The following is a 25,176-nucleotide window of genomic DNA, read 5'->3' on the forward strand; positions in this document are numbered from 1 at the left end:
AGTAATCGTTTTTATGAAGCGCTTGCAGGGATTATATTATCCCATATCGTTTAATATAGCAACAATAAATTATTGTAAATTTTAAATACTAGGGTAAGTGTTTAAAAATGCAACACATAGAAGCGATAAAAAAGACGCAAACTTAAATTTAATCTTTAAGTTTACGCCATAATGTGGCCCGGTTAATCCCCAGACGCTCTGCTGCCTTCGATTGATTGTTATTTTCCTCCTGAAGCACGAACTGAATAACTTCTTTCTCAATCTCCTTCAGCGTACCGTTCAACTTCATTGGGCTTGAAGAAGGTTGCTGATCCAGCAAGCGGGACAAGGTAGCCGTGGTAATTACATAATCCTGTTCATTGAGTGCAGCCTGCTTGATCAGGTGTTTCAACTGGTTGACGTTCATATTCGTGATCTGATCCCGGATCAGCTGGAGTGCATCTTCTTTTATCCTCACCGCAGTAGTTCCGTATTTCTGGTAGTAATCTGTAAGGAAGTGCTGCATCAGTGGGGCCAGATCCTCTGGTCTATCCGCAAGATTTGGCATCATGATTGTATTGAGCTCAAGATCAAGTGACCACTGCGGGTTTAATATCTGTTCCCCGAGTATAAACACCCCTATCTGGTTTTGAAGGCAACTCTGGATAAAGGCGAGCAACTCCGGATCTTCCATACGTGTTTCCATGTGGTTAATCTCTACATTTCTAACCTTGGCGAGTGGTATCTTGTGCAAATGACCGGGCGGAACTTGCGTGAGATCCATCTGTAATAACAGTCCGCCACCGGAGTACATCTGATGAATATGTTTGACCAGAAAAGATTTACCGGAATCCGCTTCACCCTGCAAATAGATCGGTTCATGATTCTCGTAGAGTGCCCGAATGTTCTGTAATACCGCCTGCATAGCAGGGGATTCGGCAACGATAGGCTCCATCGATGCGTCCGTGAACGTTGTTATGCCGAATTGTGCAAAGGCATAGGGTTGTCCTTTTTCCAGCATATATACCTTGTAGCTCTTGTTGTTCAGAGTTGTTTCATAGGCGTTAACCGTGAGCTGGTAATCGTCCACCATGAACACATTTTGGATCTGGGATTGATGGAATTCCAGACTGGTGTTGGTCAGATATATGTGATTATCGGTCAGCGGATTTTTCTCAAAATCGGTCAGATTCTCGAATACAACTTCATTCCGTTCATTTAAAATAAGTAAATTGGGATGTTCCCGTGTAACCAGGTCATTCAGGATGATCGATATCGCATGATTTTTGCTCAAATAACGGTAGACCAGCTGTGCATCCTCCATCGCTCTAAGGATGGATTCCTGGCCCGATTGGATTAACAATCCCTCCAGACCATAGGTCTTCGCGGTGTTGACGGTGATCACATCTCCGACAATCTGTCGGTACCCGGATGCTTTCAACTCCAGGAGCAATCGTGCCACATCTTCCGAGCTATGTATGGTATAGACCTTGAGGGGCAGATCCATCAGATCAATAATCGATTGTGCACCAGAGGTGATGTTGGAGAAGCCAACAATGGCTGTCTGGCCGTTAAACTGGCTTGCCAGGGTAAGTGAACGAATCATATCATAGCCCGATAACTGCACATCAATGACGGGAATGGTCACTGCTTTTTTAATCAATTGGGCGGTTCCGCCGCGGCTGATGATAATCTCTGCACCGTTTTTCTCAGCTTGGGTTGCTAATTCCACACCGTTCGCCAAGTCGCCCACGTCCGTCTGAATGGTTAACTGGGGAAAGCGAGGAATGCACTCTTGTATAATAGGAATCATCGATTCGTAGGGAGCAATAAAGTGAACTCGTGTACGCATATTTTTCCTGCCTTTATAGAAAACTTTGATCCCCTTATTATAGCCAACTTGCGAAGGAATGGCACCTATGGGGGAACCAACACTGTCACATCTGTAAAATGCCTGTGTGATATGCCGCGATAACTCTCCGAGTGGAATGTGATGAAGTACACTGAATCGAATTGTTATCTATTTCAAAATTAATAGATAATTCACATGATAAGTGTGGAGAAGCGAGGAGATTTCATATGGGAGACATTCATAAAGTAGCTGAGCCGGATCACATCATTAAGGATGTTGTCGGGAAGTTCCCGTGCAGGGTGCTCTGGAGTGAGGGCCGTCCATGTCTGGAGTATCAGAGGGAAGAGGATGTGGCTCTAGTCTCAGAATACGTCCGCATTACGTACAACGTTGAACTATTGGATGTGTTTTTCACAGCGGTGGAGAGCCTTCCGGTTGAGCCATAGATTAGGTAGGGATTTGTAGAGTGCGAGAAAAGGATTAAAACCCATAATACCGATCCAGATCCAATCGCAGATGAAAGTATGCAATTCATTAACGAACTGTGATTGAGTAAGATTGATACTGATAATTATGGATCATAAGGCGACACTATAAGTGCTCGTCTTTTCTTATATTGCGTTGTTATAGTACGACTTTGAATCGTAGTAACTCCAGTTGCCCTCGTGAAATGTGAAACGTATGTGGGCGTATTCATGTATTATAGTATACATATGAACTTTTCGGAGGAGGAACAAGTAATGGGAATCTTATCGAGGTTTAGAGACGTGATGAAGGCGAATGTGAACCACGTGTTGTCGCGGGCGGAAGACCCGGAGAAGAGTGTGAATGAATATATGCGCAGCCTGAGCAGTGATCTGGGTCAGGTGAAGGCTGAAACGGCAGCGGTGCTGTCTGATGAGAGCCGGGCGAAGCGAGTATTGGATGAGTGTAACGCCGAGGTCAAGAAGTTACAGCGGTATGCGGAAAAATCGGCGGAGTCGGGAGACGAAGACAAGGCGCGTGGTTTTCTGGAGAAGAAAGTGAAGTTGGCTGACAAATTGAACGAATTACAAGCCGCCTATGAACGTGCTTCTGCCAAAGCCAAGATGATGAAGCATATGAACGATAAATTGGTTGCAGATCTGGGGCAATTGGAGGCGCGGCATGCAGAACTGAAAGGTCGCATGGCAGATGCAAAGGCACAGCAACAGGCTAATGAACGGAATGCATCTGCGGGCAGAGCTGATCCTGCATTGAAGGCCATGGAAGACAAGGCGAATCAGGCGCTGAACGAAGCAGAGGCTTTGGCAGAACTTCGTGCTGGGACACAGGAAGATGATTTGGACGAATTAATTGCCCAGTTGGAGAGGGACATGAACGCAGATGCGGGTAATAATGAGAATGCGTCGCCAAGTGCAGAGGAAGAACTCGCAGCGATTCAGGAGAAGCTGAAGAATAAATAATACGTTACACTATTTCGTTAACATTGAGGTGAGCAGATGCCGGTTATTGAATATAAATGTCCAAACTGCGGCAGTGGCATGATCTTTGACAGTGTGTCAGGTGCATTATCCTGTCCAAGCTGCGGCCGTCAAGACAACATAGAGCAGATCCCCGATCCCTTGAAGAGACAAGTATTCACCGAAAATGAGGTCAAGGAATACCACTGTAACAGCTGTGGAGCTGACATCGTGACGGAGCCGGAGACTAGTGCGACGACATGCAGTTTCTGCGGTGCAGCGGTTGTACTCAGTGATCGGCTGACGGGCAATCTGGCCCCCGCGATGGTCATTCCCTTTTCGATCAACAAGGATCAAGCCAAGCAGGCTTTCAAAAAGTGGTGCAAAAATGGCCTCTTAACGCCAAGTGGCTTCATGTCCGCTGATCGGATTCAAAGCATTACCGGCATGTACGTGCCGTTCTGGTTGTATGAGTTACATAACAAAATCGAAGTGCATGGTCGTGGCACCAAGGTCAGATCCTACACCCAGGGCGACTACCATTACACCGAAACACAGCATTTCGATATATACCGCCGAATTCGGCTGAATTACGTGAACCTGCCCATCGATGCATCGGAGAAAATGAAGGATGAACTGATGGATAAGCTCGAGCCTTTTCCATATAATCAGTTGAAATTGTTCAAGACCCCGTATCTGGCAGGGTACATTGCGGAAAAATACAGTTATACAGACGAGGAACTTTTTCCAAGAGCCAAGGATAAAACGAGATCTTACATTGATTCTTATATTGCTTCAACCGTATCTGGTTATAGCAGTGTGAGCTACACGGACAAACAGATTGATACCACGCTCAAAAATGCAGACTATGTGCTGCTCCCGGTGTGGATGGTCAACTATGACTACAATCGGGCACAGTATACCTTTGCCATGAATGGTCAGACAGGTAAAGTGGTCGGCAAACCACCGATCAGCAAAGCCAAAGTGGCAGGATGGTTCGCAGGAGTCTCTGCGGTCTCGTTGTTGTCACTGAAGCTGGTTTCCTGGATGATGGGAGGTGGATTCTTATGAGAAAAAGAACCCCTCTGGCCGTGATGGCTGCGCTCATTTTACTTATGATAACCCTTGTCGCTCCGTTGATTCCCATGTCATCGGCATCCGCAGCGGAGAGCAAAAATCTCATCTACGATGAGGCCAACCTGCTGAGTGAGCAGGAGAAAAGTGAATTGAATCTACTTGCGAATCAGTATGGCGCGGAACGGCAGACAGACTTTGTTATCTATACCTCCAATAACGAGGAGCAAAAAAGTGAAATACTGCTTACCGAAGACTTTTATGACGATCAGGGATTTGGTTACGATAAAACGCATGGCAACGCAGTTATTCTTACAATAGACATGTACAATCGGAAGATGTATCTGGCTAGTTTTTACAAAGGGGAAGAGTACATCGATAATGGCAGAGCTGATAAAATTACGGCCAAAATTGCCCCAGATGTATCGGATGGAAATTATAGATTGGCTTTTGAAAAATATTTGGAGCTCTCCTACGAATATATGGATCTTAAACCCGGGGTAAACCCGGATAATATCCTCTTCAATACGTGGTTTCAACTTGCTGTATCCGTGGCAATCGGAGGAATTGTAGTTGGTATCATGACCCATCGTTCTGGCGGGCGAGTTACTGTCAATCGTGCAACGTATGAGGATTCCAGTAATTCTAGTGTAATTGATCGTCAGGATCGGTACATTCGTACAACGGTCACCAAACGCAAGATTGAGAAGAACAATAACAATGGTGGCGGAGGCGGCGGTGGAGGAACCACCCGAGGTGGCCATTCCCATAGTGGTAGCAGCCGATCGTTCTAGCATCACGGACACTCGCAATAACTTAACGCAGGCATGATGGCACACAATGCTTACTAATAGAAGGGATGGGAATTAGTATGGGATTTTTCAGAAATCAATTTTCGAATGTGGTGGAATGGGAAGAGTTCAGAGATGACATGATATTTTGGAAGTGGAGTAACCGGGAGATCAAGAAGGGGAGTAAATTGATCATCCGTTCGGGTCAGGACGCTATTTTCCTGAATAACGGTAAAGTGGAAGGCATTTTCGAGGACGAAGGATCATTTAATATCGATTCCGAGATCATTCCGTTTCTTTCTACATTAAAAGGATTCAAATTCGGATTCAACAGCGGCATGCGGGTCGAAGTCTTGTTTGTAAATACAAAAGAGTTCACCGTGCGCTGGGGCACGCAAAGTCCGGTGTTGATTCCAACACCACAGCTCCCGGGCGGGATGCCGATTCGGGCCAACGGTACATTTAATTTTAAAGTAAGTGACTACGTGACCTTGATTGATAAGATTGCAGGCATCAAACAAAGTTATCTGGTGGAGGATGTCAAAATCCGAATCACTTCTGTGCTGGATCAGCTTCTAATGAAGTGGATTAGCCGTGAAGGGAAGGATATGTTCAACCTGCAGGCCAATGCATCGGATATTGCCAAAGGGATTCAGGAAGATCTGGATATGCAGATGATGGACATCGGAATTGGAATTACCGGTTTCCAGGTGATGAGCTTCAATTATCCAAAAGAGATTCAGGATATGATTACAAAGACCGCTTCGCATGAGATGATTGGTAATCTGCAAAAGTATCAGCAGGTCAGCATGACAGACGGCATCTCATCCGGTAAAGTACAAGGCGGCGGTGCAGCTTCCGATATGGCGGGTATGATGATGGGCATGAACATGGCCAATGAAATGATGAAGAACATGAACCAGAACCAAGGCCAGAATCAGAACAACAATGCCAATTCGTCTTCGAATCAGAATGCTGATCAGAAGCCAGCGGGAAATAGCAATGGTGATTCAGGGAACTCTTCATCTACAGAAGGCAACAAGAAACCAAACTTCTGCCCGAACTGTGGAGCCAAAAATGAAGGAGCCAACTTCTGTCCGAATTGTGGTCAAAAGCTGGGCTAATTAAATCAATACATGTAGGGCTAGGTTGTAGTAAGTGAATTACTGCGGAGCTAGCCCTTTTTTGTTTGGATTCATAGTTAAAGCAAAATGGCGTAGAGCAGAGGAACGGATTCAATTATTTTAGTTTGTATAAAAGTGTTGACAACCGATCACAAATCATTTATCTTTAACTTAAGATATTTAATTTAAATATAAATAGCAACCAGAACAAAATATCTTTAATCCATTACACGAGGAGAGATCAAGATGATGATCCCAACATTGACCAGAATAAATGAACTTTCAAGAAAAGCCAAAGAGGGCGGATTGACGGAGATGGAGAAAGAGGAACAGGTTCGTCTTCGCCAGGAATATCTGCAAACTTTTCGCGGTTCGGTCAACGACATTCTGCTGAATGCAACCATCTATGATCCAAACGGCGATGACGTGACTCCTGATAAATTGAAACAAAAACAGGCCAATCAAAATAAAAACTAGAATATAATTCGCTAGATCATATATCTTAATTTAAAGATAATACAAACTTACTATAAATCAATTAACTGACTCATTTAACTAACTCAACTATCTTTAACACCTACTCAATTCAAAACATGCTTACCAAACCAAGGAGGAATTAATCATGACTATTCAAACAGCAGGTATTCACCATATTACAGCATTCGCAGGAGATCCACAGGCCAACGTTGATTTTTATGCCGGAGTTCTGGGACTTCGTCTCGTGAAAAAAACAATCAACTTCGATGCACCTGATGTATATCATCTGTATTTTGGCGATGAACACGGAAGCCCAGGTACCATCATTACCTTCTTCCCATCGGCTGGATCACCACGGGGCAAAATTGGCGGAGGTCAGGTCGGCATCACATCCTATGTCATTCCTCCTGGGTCGATCGGCTTCTGGCAGAATCGGCTGGAACAGTATAACATTGAGGTAACCAAAACAAGTCGCTTCAATGAAGACCTGCTTCAATTCGAAGATGGCGAAGGCCTGCGGCTTGAGCTTGTTGAACGGGAAGAGGGAGCAACCAGCACTTGGGCGCACGAAGGCATTCCAACAGATAAAGCAATCAAAGGCTTCGGTGGTGCTGTCCTGTTCAGTGTTAACCCGCAAAGAACGATGGATGCTCTTGAGAAAATCATGGGATTTGTCAGAGTGAGTGAAAATGAAGAGTATGCTCGTTTCCGGTCCAGTGGGGATATCGGTAATGTCGTAGATGTTCCAGTGACCCGTATGGCTCTGGGTATGAGTGGAGCAGGAACCGTGCACCATATTGCATGGCGCGCCAAAGACGATGAGGAGCATGCACAGTGGAGCGAAGCTGTACGTGATTACGGGTACCAACCGACTCCAGTGCGGGATCGTCAGTACTTTAACGCAATCTACTTCAGAGAAGCTGGCGGCATTCTGTTTGAAATTGCTACAGATCCTCCGGGTTTTGCCAAAGATGAACCTGCTGATTCGCTTGGACAAAAATTGATGTTGCCTGAGTGGTTCGAGAAATACCGCCCTCAAATTGAGGACAATCTGCAACCGATCGAGGTAAGAACACTCGTTCCTGCTACAGTACAATGAAGTAAGGTAGATGGCGCTCAGAGTTTTTCCTCTGGGCGCGTCACCAGGTCAGCGGGAAGGTAACTGAGTTAGCAACAGGCGTTGTATTATGAGAAAAACCAAAGGAGCAACGAAGGATGATGGAGAAAAAGGTTACCTGGCTGGAGCTGTTTTACGATCTGCTCTTTGTAGCAGCGGTCGCCAAAGCGGGTCATGTCTTGTTGCATGCCGAACATGGAGTAATTACGTTTGAATATTTAATGAAGTTTGTGCTTATTTTTATCCCTGTTTGGTGGGCATGGGTCGGTCAGACCTTGTTTATTAACCGCTATGGTCAAGACATCCTGATCCATCGAATATTCCTCATCCTTCAGCTTCTGTCGGTTATGGTCATGACGGCGAGCCTCTCTACTCATTTTGACCAATACTACCTGTCCTTCTTCGTTGGATATATCGGTTCACGGGCATTTACGGCGATTCAGTATCTGACGGTTCACAAGTCGAAAAGCGAGCATCAACAGCAAGCCGCTCGTTACTTGGGTATCTGTTTCCTCATTGGGATCTTGATCTCATCAGGTTCATTGTTCTTCGATTCCTGGTTACGCTACTTGATTTTGTATGTGGGGATTGCCGTGGATATTGTACTTCCGTTGATTGGACGTAAAAACTTGGTGAAAGTGCCCGTTCAGACCCATCACTTGTTGGAACGTTTCGCACTCTTTACACTTATCCTGCTTGGTGAATCGGTGGTAAGCATTATCGCTGTGCTGCAAGCCGATCATTGGGATATGAAATCCATCCTGTTTGCCGCCTTTACGTCCATCTTTGTCATTGCGATGTGGTGGCAGTACTTCGACAACGTGGAGAAAAAGGTCAGCAAAGAGATTCAGACTGCCGGGCAAGCGATCATATACGGCCATCTGTTCATCTACATCTCCATGAGCATGATCGCTGCTTCAATTCAGCTGTTATATCAGAATCAGTTAAACTATGTGTTCATGCTAGGGTTTGTGTTTGGATCAACGCTGCTATATTTCTTGTCGACCTCACTTGTGTTCCACCGTTACAGACACGCACATCTACGACTCCGGCCACGTCATCTGGCAGTGATGGTAGGGTTGCTGGTGGCATTTGTCCTTGTTGATCTGATCTATCGGGTTCCGGGTTATGTCATCATGGGCGAAGAGATGTTATTCTTCCTGGTGTATGCGAAACTTACAACTTGATATAAGTACTATAAAATCAAGAAAAGTCACGGACAACAGGCGTCCGTGGCTTTTTATTATGCCGCTAATCCTGGACATTTTTTAATAATATAAATAAAGCACAAATCTAATTTAATTTCTTCGATAGAATCTGTTAATATGAGACTATGTACAAGTGAATCTACCAGATCATAGAATATCTTTTTATAAAATGAGCGCACGTTTTGTTAGTTCATTTTATATATAGCGATTCGCAGATATGGGGATGACAATCAGGAGGGAAATCATTGAGCACACATCAAATCGGAGTTCCATTGGAAGGGTTTGCAGAGTTTAGTCGTACGGTTGCCGCTGAAGGAGCTGTTTTACTCAGAAATGAAGGCCAAGTGCTTCCACTTCGTGAAAACGAAAACGTTTCAGTTTTTGGACGAATTCAAGTCAATTATTATCGCAGCGGCACAGGTTCAGGCGGTAGTGTTCATGTGGCCTACACAACGAATCTATTGGATGGTCTGCGCAGCAAAAAGAATATAACGGTCAATGAAGAGCTGGCAGCTGTCTATGAGAAGTGGATTGAGGAAAATCCATTTGATGATGGCGGAAAAGTATGGGCGGCTGAGCCATGGAATCAGAAAGAAATGCCTTTGACGGATGAACTGGTTGCACAGGCTAGAAGCAAATCCAGCAAAGCCATTATCGTGATTGGACGTACAGCAGGAGAAGACCAGGATAATGTGGATGCGCCAGGAAGTTACCAACTGACAGAAGATGAGAAAGCGATGCTGAAGCAAGTTACTTCGCAGTTTGAACACACAATCGTTGTGTTGAATGTCTCAAATATCATCGACATGAGCTGGTTAAACGAAACGTATCTACATCCGATCCAAGGCGTAATATACTCCTGGCATGGCGGTATGGAGGGTGGTAATGCGATTGCCGATGTGCTGGCGGGGGACGTTACACCAAGCGGTAAACTGACAGATACGATTGCATATTCCATCGAGGATTACCCTTCGACCAGCAACTACGGCAATGAGTTCAAGAACCTGTATCAGGAAGATATCTATGTAGGTTATCGTTATTTCGAAACGTTTCGACCTGAGCGCGTTCAGTTTGAATTCGGTTACGGCCTGTCTTATACGACGTTTTTGGCCCAGCACGAAGAAGCAAAATCCGTGTCCAAAGACGGCGAAACCTACATTGAAGTTCGTGTCAATTTGACCAACTCAGGTACAACATATGCGGGCAAAGAGGTTGTGCAAGTTTATTATGAGGCACCACAAGGCAAACTGGGACAACCGGTGAAGGCTTTGGTGGCTTTTGGAAAAACAGGATTGTTGCAGCCGGGCGAGTCAGAACTTCTGACGATCAGCTTCCCGATCCATGCCATGGCATCTTACGATGATGCAGGCGTTACAGGTCATGCTTCCGCGTACGTATTGGAAGAAGGCACATACCGACTGCATGTAGGAACCAGTGTGAAACAAGTGCAGCATATCAGCATTGATGGGCAGGATGGCTATGTGATCGAATCCCTTCAATTGGTGGAGCAACTGCAAGAAGCGATGGCCCCAACTGAAGATTTTACACGGATGAAACCAGGTGCGCGCAAGGAAGATGGATCTTATGAACTGACTTATGCAGAAGTACCGAAACGTAAGATATCCATGGCGAACCGGATTGAGCAGAATCTCCCGCAAACGCTGGAGCAGACGGGTAACCAGGGCCACAAGCTGAGTGACGTTAAGGCTGGCAAAGTGAGTCTTGAAACCTTCATCGCTCAACTGAGTGATCAGGATCTGGCGGCGATTGTCCGTGGTGAAGGCATGAGCAGTCCGCTCGTTACTTCGGGGACGGCATCTGCATTTGGTGGTGTCAGCGACAGCTTGTTTAACTACGGTATTCCGGTAGCATGTACGGCAGATGGCCCGTCTGGTATTCGTATGGATAGTGGAGAGAAGGCAACACAGGTATCCATCGGTACGTTGCTTGCGGCGACATGGAACAAGGATCTTGTTGAAGAGTTGTATGTGATGGAAGGACAGGAATTGCTGAGAAATCAGGTAGATACCCTACTCGGACCTGGACTCAATATCCGCCGGAGCCCGCTCAATGGCCGGAACTTTGAGTACTTCTCTGAAGATCCACTGATCTCGGGTGTATTTGCCGCAGCATGTACGAAAGGTATCATGAAGGGTGGTTCCAATGCCACACTGAAACACTTTGCCTGCAACAATCAGGAGAAACACCGCAGTAAAGTAGATGCTGTTGTCTCCGAACGTGCACTGCGTGAAATTTACCTGAAAGGGTTCGAAATCGCTGTAAAAGAAGGCGGAGCGAACTCCATCATGACTTCCTACAACCCGGTTAACGGGCACTGGGCGGCATCCAATTACGACTTGAACACCACGATTTTGCGCGGAGAATGGAATTTTGAGGGTATCGTAATGACCGACTGGTGGGCGATTATGAATGATGTGACCGAGGGTGGAGAGGCTGATCGCAAATACACCAACTGGATGATTCGTGCGCAGAATGATCTCTACATGGTTGTACCGAACTACGGCGCAGAGATTAATGGCTGGGACGATAACACGATTGAATCTTTGGAAAATGGAACACTTACGCGCGGAGAACTGCAACGTTCCGCGATTAACATCTGCAAGTTCATCATGAATGCACCGGTGTCCGGCAGAAAACACGAGATCGTGGAGAACGTCGCTTCATTCCAAGCGAATGCCTCCCTATCTGCTGCACAAGCTCAGGATCTGGTTGAGAACGCACAGGTGAAACCTGCGGTAGCTGAACCGGTCTACATGAAAGTGGACGAGGCCGGCCATTACCGGATTATCGTACAGATCATGTCCCCTGAGCCGGAACTCGCTCAAAGTGCATGTAACCTGCTCCTGAATGACCAGTTGGTAACCACCATTCAAACGAATGGTACGGAAGGCAAATGGATCAGACAGAAACTTGTCAAAGTAGATCTTGAAGCAGGACTGTATGAATTGAAACTGGACTTCACGAAACCAGGGCTCCAGATTGACTGGATCGAATTCAAGCAGGTGTAGAAGATAATCGGAAATATCAGGTGACAAGAGCGATCGAAAGGTTGTTCTGTCATTCAAAATAGAATACGTTGGCATATGACAAAGGACACTGTACTCGGGTGTCCTTTGTTGTAACACAGAATAGCTACTGTTATGATAGTGTTATGAGATTCGTAGTTCTGAACAATGGGGTCAGGGGTGTTGCGAGGAATGAGAAATTATAATTTTTTGAGTCCAATCCTGCTGGTTGTGGTTGCTCTGATTGTGAGAGGCCTGGTGACTAACCTGGGAGTTCTTTTCGGATTATCACAAGAAGTGGCGAGTAATATTGCCATGATAGCCATGATTATTGCTGCACTGATCATGTTTAATCGAATGACGAAGGCTCGGCGTAGAAAATAGAAAAAGCTCGGATAACCAGGAGGTTATCCAAAACACGAAGACACCCTCCGGGTGTCTTTTTTTTGTATTGACGTTCTGATCCTAACGTTTTAGACTATTGCTAATAAATAATAACACTATAAATAACAAAAATAACAAAATTCATTAGATAAAGTGATGAAATCCGTTGCGCTCTCTATTTGCTAGCCCATTCCGGTCCCCAAAGGAGAATCCAATCATGAAGATCATTGCCGACAAATCATATATCGTTCAGGAAGGTCAGCCTATTCGGATTGCGTTCCGGGAAGCTGACCGTCGCCCTAATGATGAAGAAGGACCGCAGGAGCGCTGATGATGCGTTCAGTCGGTCCTTATGTCATGAAGCAGGCTGTGTGCAGTTCGAGTGATGTCTATCAATACTGGTTAACGTTGCGAGGGTTGGGTGAGAATACGGGATTGCAATCTCGGAAGTATCTACTTACGACATAATGTCCTGCTGATGATCACCTTAATACGCTGTAATATTCAACGATGAAGTGAAGGGAGCTACATTATGGAAAGACAGCCTGTATTGGAAGTCATTGCTGTGAATGTGGAAGATGCCAAGGCAGCTGAGGAGGGAGGGGCTGATCGGATTGAGCTGGTGTCTGCGATGTCCGAAGGAGGGCTTACCCCCAGTTATGGTGTCATGAAGCAAGTACTGTCTCAAGTCTCCATCCCAGTGTATGTCATGATCCGTCCGCATAGCCGCTCGTTCCGCTATAGCGCAGATGACATCCACGCCATGACCAGGGATGTACGCGTGGCGAGGGAACTTGGAGCCGCTGGCATCGTGATCGGCGCTCTTACAGGAGCTGGTGAAGTCGACCTCATATCTTTGCAATTATGTATGGCCGAAACTCAGGGTTTGGGCGTTACGTTTCATCGTGCAATTGATGTGAGCACAAGCCTGACTGAGGCGCTCAAGACCATTAACACATTGGGCAATGTGGAGCGTGTGCTTACATCGGGAGGAAAACGGACAGCGCCTGAAGCGATGCTAGAACTGAAACAACTCCAGCAATTGGGGCAAACCTTGAACATCGCTGTCATGGCAGGGTCGGGGGTCACCATAGAGCGGATTCAAAAGCTAGTGAGTCAGACGGGTATCACGGAAATCCATATGGGATCAGGCGTGAGGTACAAAGGCAGCTTTAATTATCCCATTGATCCACATTTGGTTGCAGAAGCCAAGCAGAAGTTATTGCTTGCATCACAGCCGTTCATGGACAGTAGTGCACTGAGTGGCGGTACGAGCAAGGGTGGTCCAATGATATAGGGATGCGCTAAATAAAAGGAGTGATACGCCATGAATTATGAACTGCAACCAGCCGAATGGATTAAGTCCGCAGCACAGGTCAGCCCATCCGAACGCCAGCTGAGATGGCAGGAGATGGAGTTCTACGCGTTTATTCATTTTACGGTAAATACATTTACGGATCAGGAATGGGGCACTGGGGAGGAAGACCCGTCGATTTTCAATCCTTCTGAACTGAGCGCAACGCAATGGGTGCAGGCGTGCAAGGCTGCGGGGATGAAGGGGCTAATTTTGACGTGTAAGCATCATGATGGGTTTTGTTTGTGGCCGAGTCAGTTTACAGCGCATACGGTCGCGGCTAGTCCATGGAGGAACGGTACGGGGGATTTGGTTCGGGAAGTTTCCGATGCCTGCCGTGAGGGCGGATTGAAGTTTGGCGTGTACCTGTCTCCTTGGGATCGTCATGAAGCCACTTATGGAGATTCCGAGAGGTATAACGAGTTTTTTCTCCAACAGTTACGCGAGCTGCTTACGAATTATGGCGACATCTTCTGTGTATGGTTTGATGGTGCATGTGGGGAGGGTCCGAATGGCAAAAGGCAGGTCTATGACTGGGACGCCTATTATGCGCTTATTCGTGAACTTCAGCCTGAGGCTGTCATCTCAGTATGTGGCCCGGATGTTCGCTGGTGCGGCAATGAGGCGGGGCATACACGGGAATCGGAATGGAGCGTTGTGCCAGCGCATATGCAGGATAATGAGAAGATTCAGGAGCAATCACAACAGGTGGATGATGGTGAGTTTGCCACAAGGATCAATACGCAGGACAGTGATTTGGGAAGCCGAGAGGTTATTCGTTTCCAAAGTGAGCCACTGATCTGGTACCCTGCCGAGGTGAATACCTCGATTCGCCCAGGATGGTTCTATCATGCCAGTGAAGATGATCAGGTCAAAACATTGGAAGAATTGCTCACCGTCTATTACGGCACAGTGGGGGGCAACGCTACCTTTTTACTCAATCTGCCACCGGATACGCGTGGTCTCATTCACGAAACGGATGTCGAGCGACTACAGGAATTGGGAGATTCGCTGCGCACCATTTTTCAGGAAAATTTCGCCTTGCAGGCGCTGGTAAAAGCATCGGAGACGATGGATGAACAACATGCCGTATCGGAAGTGCTGACGGAACGACGGGATACGTATTGGTGTCCTCACGAAGGAACGGAACAGGCCTGGATCGAGCTGGATTTGCAGGAAGAAAGATCATTTGACCGGGTGGTGCTGATGGAATATATCCAGACAGGCCAACGGATTGAGCGTTTTACACTGGAGTCACTGAGGGCAGATGGTGGTTGGGAAGAGTTCTACAAGGGGACGGTGGTGGGGTATAAGCGAATATGTTGTTTCCCACAGGTCACATCGAGAAAGATGCGATTTTGCATTCATGAATCCAGATGGTACCCTACGTTGTCCGGGTTAGGCATATATCTGAGCGAGCGGGGAGGGTTGTAAAATGGCGGTGCTGACGTATAAAGGTTCACAATTTATGTATGATGGCGAGCCCATTCGGATTTTGTCGGGTGCCATCCATTATTTCAGAGTGGTCCTCGACTATTGGGAGGATCGGTTACTCAAGCTGAAAGTCTGCGGTTTCAATACAGTGGAAACGTATGTGCCATGGAATGTTCATGAGCCACAGCAGGGGCAGTATTGTTTTGAAGGCATGGCTGATCTGGAACGATTTATTCGCACTGCGGGAGATGTGGGTCTGCATGTGATTGTTCGCCCAAGTCCCTATATATGTGCCGAGTGGGAGTTTGGCGGATTACCTGCCTGGCTGCTTGCCGATGATGAAATTCGTCTGCGGTGTAATGATGCCAAATTTCTGGCGAATGTGGATCGTTATTATGATGTGCTTTTGCCCAAATTAAAACCCCTTCTTAGCACTAATGGCGGGCCGATCATCGCGATGCAGATTGAAAATGAGTACGGCAGCTTCGGGAATGATGCGAGTTACCTGCGATATTTACGTGATGGCATGGTGGAGCGCGGTATGGATGTGTTGTTATTTACCTCGGACGGACCGACAGACCACATGCTGCAAGCGGGATCAGTCCCGGGGCATCTGGCTACAGTCAATTTTGGATCAGGTACGGAGGGAGCGTTCGCCAAGCTGCGTGAATATCAGGCGGACGAACCTTTAATGTGCATGGAGTATTGGAACGGCTGGTTCGATCACTGGGGTGAGTCGCATCATACCCGAGAAGCCGCAGATGTGGCTGGTGTGTTTGAGGAGATGCTTCGAGCAGGAGCTTCGGTTAACTTTTATATGTTCCAGGGTGGAACGAACTTCGGATTTTACAACGGGGCGAACTGTCAGCAGAAGGACCAATACGAACCAACGATTACAAGTTACGACTACGATTCACTACTCAGTGAATCCGGGGAGCCGACAGCGAAATTCCATGCGGTGCGTGATCTAATTGCTCGGTATAGCAATGAGGATCTGGGTGAGCTTGTGCTGCCAGAACCGAAGGGAACCATCGCCTATGGGCGAGTGGGGATGACTCAGCAGGCATCATTACTGGCGCAGATGGACCAGATATCAGTCCCGGTGCAACGCACGAATCCAGAACCGATGGAGAAGCTGGGTCAGGATTATGGATTTATTTGTTATCAAACCCGGATATCCGGCCCAAGGGAGCGACAGGAACTGGTGGTCCAGGAGGTGCGTGACCGTGCGCTTGTGTTTGTTGATGGGCAATTTCAAGGTGTGTTCGAACGGGGAAATACGGAATTATCGATTTCCTTTGAAGTGCCGCCAGAGGGCGCAGATCTATTGATCCTTGTTGAAAATATGGGGCGAATCAACTATGGCCCGTACCTGAGAGATCCGAAGGGAATCACCGAGGGTGTGCGACATGGCTTTCAATTTTTATATGATTGGACGATTCATTGTCTGCCATTAACCGATCTGTCGGATTTAAAATTCAGCGATGTGATTAGCGAAGCAATTAACGAAACAATTAATGAAGCACAGGGGCCTGCTTTTTATAGGGGGAATTTTCATATCAAGGATGTAAGAGATACTTTTCTGCGTCTGGATAGCTGGACCAAGGGGGTTGTATTTGTAAACGGATTCAATCTGGGACGCTACTGGAATAAAGGACCGCAAAAAACGTTGTATGTACCTGCTCCGCTCCTTCACGAAGGTGAGAATGAAATCATGGTATTCGAGCTTCATCAGACGGCTGATCTGGCCGTAACGTTTGTGGATACACCGGATTTGGGCTAGAAAAGGAAAATAGGTGAGCCAAACGATTATTGAGAATTGTCGTGTCCGCCGGAAAAAGGTATACGTTGGGTAAGGACATCGACTACATGAGAGGATGATGAAGAATGAAAGTTGGACTCAGCACCTACAGTCTGCAACAAGCATTGGATCGCAAAGAATTGACCGTACCGGATGCCATTCGTTGGATCGCCGATCAGGGTGGTGAACATGTGGAGATTGTCCCGATGGGATTCAGTCTGATCGATAATCCGGAATTAATTGATGAGATTAAAGCTGTGGCAAAAGAGGTCGGGATCGACATTTCGAATTATGCCATCGGCGCTAACTTTGCTGTGCAGGAGGACGCTGAAGCGTTGGAGCAAGAGATCCAAAATGTGATGCGACATGTGGATGTGGCAGCAGCGCTCGGTGTGAAGCTAATGCGTCATGACGTGGCTTTCCGCCCTGCAACAGAAGGAACCGTAGCCCAGTTCGAGATCGACCTGCCGGTACTGGTGAAGGCTTGTCAGCGGATAGCCGATTATGCAGCGGATTTTGGAATCACAACAAGCGTGGAGAACCATGGGTACTATGTGCAGTCGAGTGAGCGCATTCAGCGTTTGTTACACGAGACGGCGCGAAGTAACTTCAAGACCACACTGGATGTTGGCAATTTCCTCTGTGTGGATGAAGATCCGGTGAGTGCCGTAAAAAATAACATTCCGTATGCGTCGATCGTGCACGCCAAAGACTTCTACTGGAGACCTTCCTACCGGAATCCGGGTGAAGGCTGGTTCCAAACCTCGCATGGCAATTACCTGCGCGGCGCCATTGTGGGCCATGGCGATATCGACATGCCTGAGGTATTCCGTGTGTTGAAACAATCCGGGTATGACGGATATATCTCGGTAGAATTTGAAGGCATGGAAGATTGCAAAACGGCCTCACGCATTGCCATGGATAACGTCCGCCGCCTATGGGAAGAGGCATAGGGCTGAGTAGTTGTTTTAAATGAATAAAATTGAATCAAATTCTAAAGAAGGCGTGAGTAACAGAGGGGAAGCTTGGAACTGTAGGAGCGTTAGTGACCGCCTTTGTCTGCGGATTTCAACCGCTAGAGCGGTCAATAAAAAAAATTTGCAGACAACAGCGGCCGAAAGTCCAAGCATTCACCGTCGTTACGGTAAGCCGAATATTATAATTTCCTGAGTCAATTCATATGAAAACGATGGAGGAATCAGCACTATGTCCAAATTGAAAGTCGCCGTTATCGGTGCCGGATCCATATCCGATTGCCATTTGCAAGCCTATGCCAGTAACCCGGACGTTGAAATATACGCTATCTGTGACCTGAATGCAGAACGTGCCGCAGAAGTGGCGAAGCAATATAATGCCCCTCACGTGTTTACCGATTACAAGAAATTGCTCGCCCTGCCTGAGATTCATTCCGTCAGCATCTGCACATGGAACGACTCGCATGCCGAGATTAGCATTGCTGCTCTCGACGCGGGCAAAAACGTATTATGTGAGAAACCACTCTGCCAAACGGTGGAGGATGCGCTCGAAGTAGAGAAGGCCGTTCATCGCAGCGGAAAGCTGCTGCAGGTCGGTTTTGTTCGCCGCTATAGCGACAATGCACAGATTCTGAAGAAGTTTATCGACGAGGGTGAACTGGGCGAGATCTATTATGCCAAAGCCTCCAGTCTGCGTCGTCTGGGCAATCCGGGTGGCTGGTTCTCGGATATCAACCGCTCCGGCGGCGGCCCGCTGATCGATATCGGGGTGCATGTGATCGATATCTGCTGGTATCTGATGGGCAGACCGAAGGTAAAGTCCGTCTCCGCTAACGTCTCTAACCGGTTGGGGAACCGCTCGAACATTAACAATCTGTCGTTCTACAAAGCAGCGGACTATGATGCAAATCAGAACACTGTTGAAGACATGGCGAATGCCCTGATTCGTTTTGAGAACGGCGCTAGCCTGCTCGTGGATGTCAGCTTTACACTTCATGCCAAAGCGGATGAGACCTCGGTCAAACTATATGGCGACAAAGGCGGTGCCGAGTTGGAGCCGGAGATTTCGATCATCGGTGAGAAATTCAATACTATTTTGAACATGACGCCGCAGGTAGATTTCAAATCTTTCGACTTTATGGGATCATTCCGCAATGAAATTAACCATTTTATCGACAGCACGCAGGGACGCAAAGAAACACTTAGCCCAGTCGAAGACGGCGTCGAGGTAATGAAGATGCTCTGCGCCATCTACGAATCAGCACGCCAAGGCCGCGAAATCATGCTGTAAAAGGAGCATTGCAATACGGAGATATTGACTACGTCCCCGAATAGTTACACGAACCGTTTACGCCAAAACGGAAGGTACAGAACCAATCCGAAGCAGCATAGCTAAAAGTTTCGGAAGATCCTACCACACTAAAAATGACAGGATTTAGATGTCCTTCTTAGTTGAATTAAACGTTTACACGATAACGGAGAGGGCAGAAGAAATCTGAAGAAGCGAAGCGCTCGCCTTTATCCCCGGATTTTCCCTCCAGGGAAATAATCATAAAATCTGGGGGTAACAGCGATCGGAAGATTATTCTGACCGCGCAGTGGCCGAGTGTAAACCTATGTGTTCAGCGTTTGACAATGAAATCCTAAGGAGATGAAACAGGATGAGCGAAACCAAAGAAACCGTACTGGAGCAGGAAGAACAGATCGTGGAAGCCGGCGTGCACAATTTTAGCAAAGAGGATGAATGGATCAAACCGGAAGATCCGCTGCTGAATGAGCGGCTGGAGTGGTTCAAGGATCAGAAGCTGGGGTTGATGATGCACTGGGGGCCGTATTCCCAGCTTGGTCTCGTAGAGTCTTGGGCGCTGAGCGACGAGGATGGCGATTGGTCGCGCGATGACATCGACTGGACGGATGACATGGAAGACTTCAAGCGGGAATATTTCGATCTGAACAAAACTTTCAATCCGATTCGTTTCCAGCCCGAGGAATGGGCACAGATGGCGGCAGATAGCGGGTTTAAATACTTCCTGTTCACCACCAAGCACCATGACGGTTTCTGCATGTGGGATACCAAGACGACGGATTACCGGATTACGGGCAAGGACACGCCTTTTCATACCCATAAGTATGCGGACATCTGTCGAGCGCTGTTTGACGCTTTTCGGGCCAAAGGACTGGGTATCTCAGCGTACTTCTCCAAAGCGGACTGGCATACCCCTTATTACTGGGCACCGGGCATGGAGCGTGGACGTCATATGTGGCGCGGCCCGTCGTATGATCCCCATAAGTATCCGTGGCTGTGGGAGAAATTCGTGGAGTTCACACATGAGCAGATCATGGAGCTGCTGACGAATTACGGGCGAATCGAATGTCTGTGGCTGGATGCTGGATGGGTGCGCGAAGGTCGTCATGGTCAGGATATCAGGCTGGGAGAAGTCGTGGAACGGGCGCGTCAGACCACACAACCTTGGCTTCTGTCTGCAGATCGCACCGTGGGTGGGCCGTATGAGAATATCGTTACCCCCGAGCAGACCATACCGGAACATCCGATGAACATTCCATGGGAGAGCTGTATTACCGTGGGGAACTCCTTTGCCTTCGGATTCGATGATCAGTATAAAACGGGAAGACAGCTGGCACATATTCTACTCGAAGTTGTATCCAAAGGTGGTAACCTGGCGCTGAATGTAGGACCACAACCCGATGGGCGTCTGCCAAAAGGGGCAATTCGAGGCATCAAGGGCCTCGGTGAATGGTTGGGTACTCATGGAGAAGGCGTCTATGGAACCCGGATCTGCGGGCCATATTTTACGAAAGATTGGGCTTTCACACAGAAAGAAGAGATCAACACCGTATATGCCTTCCGTATATACCGAAACGAGAATGAGACCGTACAACCACAGTTGGTCATTCCTTATCTGGAAAAGGTAGAGCGGATCGAACTTGTCGGTAGCGATGACGTACTTTCGTATCGGCAGACGGAAGACGGACTTCTCGTGGAACTGTCCCAATCCGCTGCAACCAGTGGTACACCCATCACACATACGTTCAGGCTAGTCACAAGCGCATAGAACGCCATGTCAATTCCGGGGGAGATATAACCACCTCCGGGATTTTTATATTCATACATAAGGGACACAATTCCCAATAGAAACGGCTCGCAATCGCTTGTCACACAAGGGTTTGTGGAATAAAGAGAAGTCGGAGAAAATTGCAAATTGATAAAAGTTTATCGGGCGATGTACTATCAAATCAAGAAAGCGCTACCTGATATGAATGTTTACATCATCTATGTTGAACAAGGAACTAAGAACAGAAAAAAGGATGTTTAAGGGATGTAAATGTAATGTATTATTACACTTGAGGTGTAGAAGGAGTGACGCATATGAGTCGAGCTACGGAAAGCATACCCGCCAAGATGGAACTCCAACAGAGGAAACATGTGGAGCCCAAGCGGCAGCATCCATTCATCAAAAGCCTCAAGAAACACTGGGAGCTCTACCTGCTCGTGTTGCCCCCGGTGTTGTATCTGTTGATCTTCAAGTACATCCCTATGGTGGGTGTCCAGATCGCCTTCAAGGACTTCAGTGTAGTCAAAGGAATCTGGGGAAGCCCGTGGGTCGGATTCAAACACTTTGAGGCCTTCTTCCAATCTCCAAACTTCTGGCTTTTAATCAAAAACACGATAGGTATCAGCTTTTATTCCTTAATCGCCGGTTTCCCTATTCCCATCTTGCTGGCGCTGGCGCTGAATGAGATTCGAACGGGTTACTTCAAGAAGACCGTGCAGATGGTCACCTACGCTCCGCATTTTATCTCCACGGTTGTTATGGTATCCATTATCATTCTAATGCTCTCCCCGCATGTGGGCGTAGTAGACAAGCTGTTCACACTGCTCGGCTTCCCGATGACCAACTTCATGGGCATCCCGGAATACTTCAAATCGATCTATGTCTGGTCCGGAGTATGGCAGGGCATGGGATATTCATCAATCATATACATTGCCGCCCTTGCTGGTGTTGATCCATCTCTCTATGAAGCAGCAAAGATGGACGGCGCATCAAGGCTTCGTAAAATATGGCACATCGACCTCCCATCGCTCGTTCCAGTCACCGTTATCATGCTGATTCTGAGTCTGGGCAGCATTATGGGCGTGGGCTTTGAGAAAATATACCTGATGCAGAATCCGCTCAACACAAGCGCTTCGGAGGTCATCTCCACGTATGTGTACAAGGTGGGTCTGATCGGAGCGAATTTCAGTTTCTCCTCGGCAGTAGGGTTCTTCAACTCCATTATCAACCTGATCCTGCTGGTTATCGTCAACGGCATATCGCGCAAAGTTTCCCAGAACAGCTTGTGGTAAAGGAGGAGCTTATCCATGTTCAACCTGATTAATCGTAACCGGATCAAGGACCCGCTCGGTGACCGCATTTTCATGACATTCAACTACATCTTTCTGTTCGCCATACTGCTAACGGTGTTTTACCCGCTTTTGTATATCATCAGTTCTTCGTTTAGCTCTTCACGAGCCGTGACATCCGGTCAGGTGTGGCTGTTCCCGGTAGACTTTAACATCAAGGCGTACATCTCCATTTTCAAAAGCCAACAGCTTATGCTCGGTTTCTATAACACGATCATTTACACCGTGGTGGGTACGTTCATTAACGTAGTGCTGACCGTCATGCTGGCATATCCTTTGTCACGCAAATCGTTCTATGGACGAGGGGCCATCATTATTTTCATGATGATTACGATGTTTTTTGATGGTGGTCTGATTCCCACCTACCTCTTGATGAAGGACTTGCACCTGCTCGATACACGCTGGGCGATGTGGCTGCCCGGGGCGCTCGCGGTGTTCCAAGTCATCGTGGCAAGGACTTTCTTCCAATCTTCCATCCCGGAAGAGCTTGGCGAGGCCGCGGAAATGGACGGTTGCCGGGATATTCGGTATCTGATCAGCGTGGTTCTTCCCTTATCGAAGCCTATTCTAGCGGTCATGACACTGATGTATGCCGTAGGTCACTGGAATGCGTACTTTGATGCACTGATCTACCTGCGTTCCGAGAAGTTGTTCCCTTTGCAATACGTGCTTCGCAATCTGCTTATCCTGAACGCGGCTGATCCGGCGATGCTTGCCAATACCAGCCAACAGATGCGGGACCAAGGGTTCGAGCAGGTGTTGAAATATGCACTGATTGTTGTCGCGAGCATTCCAATTCTGATCATGTATCCATTTGTACAGAAGCATTTTGTGAAAGGGGTCATGGTTGGTTCCCTCAAAGGTTAATCCTAGTGAGTTAAGCCCGGTTGCCTTTTGAAAGGAGGTGGAAGGAACACGCCGGCTTCCGGGAGCGATTTTATACACGTGCAGTACAAGTCAATAATTTGCCGTTATGAACAAAAAGGAGGAGTCAGATTGAGAAAATCTTGGATTTCGATGTTGTTTCTGGTCTTTGCTTCGATGGCTTTGTTGTCCGCATGCAGTTCATCCGAGGAATCGGGTGGAAGTAGCGACGGTAGCGGGGAGAGCGGTGGTCCTGTAACCATGACCCTCTTTGCTCCGCAAGGCAAAGCGTCCATGGAAGAGAATGAATTCACCCAATTTATCGAAGACAAGTTCGACGTTACCCTAAAATGGGATCTGGCCCCAACAGACGCTTTGCAGGATCGCAGACAATTGCTGCTGGCTAGTGGTGATTATCCGGAAGTATTTCTTCACGGCAAGTTCACCACCTCAGACCTTCAAACCTATGGAAAACAGGGCGTGTTCCTTCCGCTACAAGATCTAATTCAGAAGTATGGTCCGAATCTGACCAAGATTATGGAAGAGAAACCTTACTTCAAAGAAGCCATCACGGCACCGGACGGCAACATTTATGCGCTGCCTATCTTCAATGAATGTTACCACTGTACGTATGCACAGAAATACTGGATCAACACGGAGTGGCTTGATAATTTGGGCCTGAAAATGCCAACCACAACTGATGAACTGTATACCGTTCTGAAGGCGTTTAAGACACAAGATCCAAACGGTAACGGGAAAGCGGACGAGATTCCACTTACAGGCGCACCGAACAAGTATGTATGGAATGGCAACATTGATGCCTACCTGATGAATAGTTTTATATACAATGATAACGACAAATACCTGATCGTGAACGATGGCAAGGTGAGTTTTGCCGCCAATCAGGAAGGCTGGAAGAAAGGGCTGGAGTACATGAACAAGCTCTATGCAGATGGCCTGATTGACCCGGCTTCCTTTACACAGAACGATCAGGCGATAGGACAGCTGGGGAACAAGGAAGGCGACGAAGTGGTCGGCTCCATTACAACAGCGCTGGTCAGTTATCTCGTGAATACTTATGACAAAGACATCACCCGTCACCAACACTGGGAGATCGTTCCTCCATTGAAAGGACCAGATGGAGTGCATACGACAGGCGCTACACAGAGCGTAGGTGAGTTTGAGTTTGCCATCACCAACAAAGCGACAGAAGCACAACAAATTGCCGCCATCAAAATTGTAGACTACATGTTCAGTGAGGAAGGTGCGCTGTACGCGGAGTATGGCCCAACCGAAGGCAAGGGCTGGAAGAAGGCAGATGCCGATGAGAAAAACATCAATGGCGAGCCGGCCAAATACAGCTACTACAACCTGCCTGAGCGTGATCCAAACGTTGTTGTGAACGAGAGTTGGTCACAGATCGGAGCCCATGACTTGTCCAACACGTTCCGTAATCTGTTTGCCGAAGGACAGAACCCTTTAGAGGCAGAGGGTTATGGTACACGTCTGGCTCAAGCTACCAATGTGTATGAACCTTATGCACCCAAAGAAGTATACCCTGCGAACGTATTTATTCGTCCAGAGGATACCGAATCAGCAGCACAACTGACTACAGCCATTAAGGATTATGTGCAGACGAATATGGCACAGTTCATTATTGGCAGCAAGAGCATTGATAAGGAATGGGATTCGTATGTCAAAGGCTTTGATGGTCTCGGACTGAGTAATTACCTTGAGATCTACCAGCGTGCCATTGAGAAAAATCAATAATAGAAGGATTCAATATAGAGGCTGTCCCGTCTGTCACCCGTGACCGGGACGGTCTTCTCCTATGACAACCCCACGTCATCCG

Annotated in this window: 21 protein-coding genes; 20 read left to right on the forward strand and 1 reads right to left on the reverse strand. The window is 47.4% G+C overall.

The window, feature by feature from the left end:
• Window positions 1–148: 148 nt before the first annotated feature.
• Entirely contained in the window at window positions 149–1,831 is a 1,683-nt protein-coding gene (locus tag MKZ13_RS01075) for a PrpR N-terminal domain-containing protein (RefSeq protein WP_339181175.1), read from the reverse strand.
• 227 nt (window positions 1,832–2,058) lie between these two features.
• On the opposite strand from MKZ13_RS01075, the gene MKZ13_RS01080 reads away from it, so the two are divergent.
• The 20 genes from MKZ13_RS01080 to MKZ13_RS01175 all read left to right on the forward strand — a co-directional run bounded on the left by MKZ13_RS01080 (window position 2,059) and on the right by MKZ13_RS01175 (window position 25,094).
• Entirely contained in the window at window positions 2,059–2,277 is a 219-nt protein-coding gene (locus MKZ13_RS01080; protein WP_339181176.1) for a hypothetical protein, read from the forward strand.
• A 294-nt stretch (window positions 2,278–2,571) separates the two neighbouring features.
• Entirely contained in the window at window positions 2,572–3,276 is a 705-nt protein-coding gene (locus MKZ13_RS01085; protein ID WP_339181179.1) for a PspA/IM30 family protein, read from the forward strand.
• Between the two features lie 36 nt (window positions 3,277–3,312).
• Window positions 3,313–4,344, forward strand: coding sequence for a hypothetical protein (locus MKZ13_RS01090; protein ID WP_047841485.1), 1,032 nt, complete (start codon window positions 3,313–3,315; stop codon window positions 4,342–4,344).
• On the forward strand, window positions 4,341–5,141 hold the full coding sequence (locus MKZ13_RS01095; protein WP_339181181.1) for a TPM domain-containing protein: 801 nt from the start codon (window positions 4,341–4,343) through the stop codon (window positions 5,139–5,141). The genes MKZ13_RS01090 and MKZ13_RS01095 overlap by 4 nt, the downstream gene beginning before the upstream one ends.
• A 77-nt stretch (window positions 5,142–5,218) precedes the next feature.
• Window positions 5,219–6,262, forward strand: coding sequence for an SPFH domain-containing protein (locus tag MKZ13_RS01100; RefSeq protein ID WP_339181184.1), 1,044 nt, complete (start codon window positions 5,219–5,221; stop codon window positions 6,260–6,262).
• 249 nt (window positions 6,263–6,511) lie between these two features.
• Window positions 6,512–6,739, forward strand: a complete 228-nt coding sequence (locus tag MKZ13_RS01105) for a DUF896 domain-containing protein (RefSeq protein WP_221822498.1) — start codon at window positions 6,512–6,514, stop codon at window positions 6,737–6,739.
• Window positions 6,740–6,884: 145 nt separating this feature from the next.
• Window positions 6,885–7,838 carry a ring-cleaving dioxygenase gene (locus MKZ13_RS01110; RefSeq protein ID WP_339181187.1) on the forward strand — a complete coding sequence of 318 codons (954 nt, stop codon included), beginning with the start codon at window positions 6,885–6,887 and terminating at the stop codon, window positions 7,836–7,838.
• Between the two features lie 116 nt (window positions 7,839–7,954).
• Window positions 7,955–9,043 (forward strand): low temperature requirement protein A, encoded by a 1,089-nt coding sequence (locus tag MKZ13_RS01115; protein ID WP_076210224.1) that lies wholly within the window; start codon window positions 7,955–7,957, stop codon window positions 9,041–9,043.
• 266 nt (window positions 9,044–9,309) lie between these two features.
• Window positions 9,310–12,093 (forward strand): glycoside hydrolase family 3 C-terminal domain-containing protein, encoded by a 2,784-nt coding sequence (locus MKZ13_RS01120; protein ID WP_339181190.1) that lies wholly within the window; start codon window positions 9,310–9,312, stop codon window positions 12,091–12,093.
• Window positions 12,094–12,282: 189 nt separating this feature from the next.
• The gene (locus MKZ13_RS01125; protein ID WP_017691199.1) at window positions 12,283–12,474 is read left to right on the forward strand and encodes a hypothetical protein; all 192 of its coding nucleotides are present in this window, start codon (window positions 12,283–12,285) and stop codon (window positions 12,472–12,474) included.
• 330 nt (window positions 12,475–12,804) lie between these two features.
• The gene (locus MKZ13_RS01130) at window positions 12,805–12,942 is read left to right on the forward strand and encodes a hypothetical protein (protein WP_221822300.1); all 138 of its coding nucleotides are present in this window, start codon (window positions 12,805–12,807) and stop codon (window positions 12,940–12,942) included.
• Between the two features lie 64 nt (window positions 12,943–13,006).
• Entirely contained in the window at window positions 13,007–13,771 is a 765-nt protein-coding gene (locus MKZ13_RS01135; RefSeq protein WP_339181193.1) for a copper homeostasis protein CutC, read from the forward strand.
• Window positions 13,772–13,801: 30 nt separating this feature from the next.
• Window positions 13,802–15,262, forward strand: a complete 1,461-nt coding sequence (locus MKZ13_RS01140) for an alpha-L-fucosidase (RefSeq protein ID WP_339181195.1) — start codon at window positions 13,802–13,804, stop codon at window positions 15,260–15,262.
• Between the two features lies 1 nt (window position 15,263).
• Window positions 15,264–17,045, forward strand: coding sequence for a beta-galactosidase (locus tag MKZ13_RS01145; RefSeq protein ID WP_339181199.1), 1,782 nt, complete (start codon window positions 15,264–15,266; stop codon window positions 17,043–17,045).
• A 104-nt stretch (window positions 17,046–17,149) separates the two neighbouring features.
• Complete coding sequence (locus tag MKZ13_RS01150) at window positions 17,150–18,016, forward strand: sugar phosphate isomerase/epimerase (RefSeq protein ID WP_339181200.1); 867 nt, start codon at window positions 17,150–17,152, stop codon at window positions 18,014–18,016.
• A 253-nt stretch (window positions 18,017–18,269) separates the two neighbouring features.
• Window positions 18,270–19,328 carry a Gfo/Idh/MocA family oxidoreductase gene (locus MKZ13_RS01155; RefSeq protein WP_339181202.1) on the forward strand — a complete coding sequence of 353 codons (1,059 nt, stop codon included), beginning with the start codon at window positions 18,270–18,272 and terminating at the stop codon, window positions 19,326–19,328.
• 370 nt (window positions 19,329–19,698) lie between these two features.
• Window positions 19,699–21,111, forward strand: a complete 1,413-nt coding sequence (locus MKZ13_RS01160; protein WP_339181203.1) for an alpha-L-fucosidase — start codon at window positions 19,699–19,701, stop codon at window positions 21,109–21,111.
• A gap of 347 nt (window positions 21,112–21,458) precedes the next feature.
• The gene (locus MKZ13_RS01165) at window positions 21,459–22,403 is read left to right on the forward strand and encodes an ABC transporter permease subunit (protein ID WP_223868815.1); all 945 of its coding nucleotides are present in this window, start codon (window positions 21,459–21,461) and stop codon (window positions 22,401–22,403) included.
• 15 nt (window positions 22,404–22,418) lie between these two features.
• On the forward strand, window positions 22,419–23,327 hold the full coding sequence (locus MKZ13_RS01170; RefSeq protein WP_017691189.1) for a carbohydrate ABC transporter permease: 909 nt from the start codon (window positions 22,419–22,421) through the stop codon (window positions 23,325–23,327).
• A 129-nt stretch (window positions 23,328–23,456) separates the two neighbouring features.
• The gene (locus tag MKZ13_RS01175; RefSeq protein WP_221822293.1) at window positions 23,457–25,094 is read left to right on the forward strand and encodes an extracellular solute-binding protein; all 1,638 of its coding nucleotides are present in this window, start codon (window positions 23,457–23,459) and stop codon (window positions 25,092–25,094) included.
• Window positions 25,095–25,176: the final 82 nt, after the last annotated feature.

Origin of the sequence: Paenibacillus sp. FSL R5-0701 (genome assembly GCF_037973995.1) — a bacterium.
Lineage (GTDB): Bacteria > Bacillota > Bacilli > Paenibacillales > Paenibacillaceae > Paenibacillus.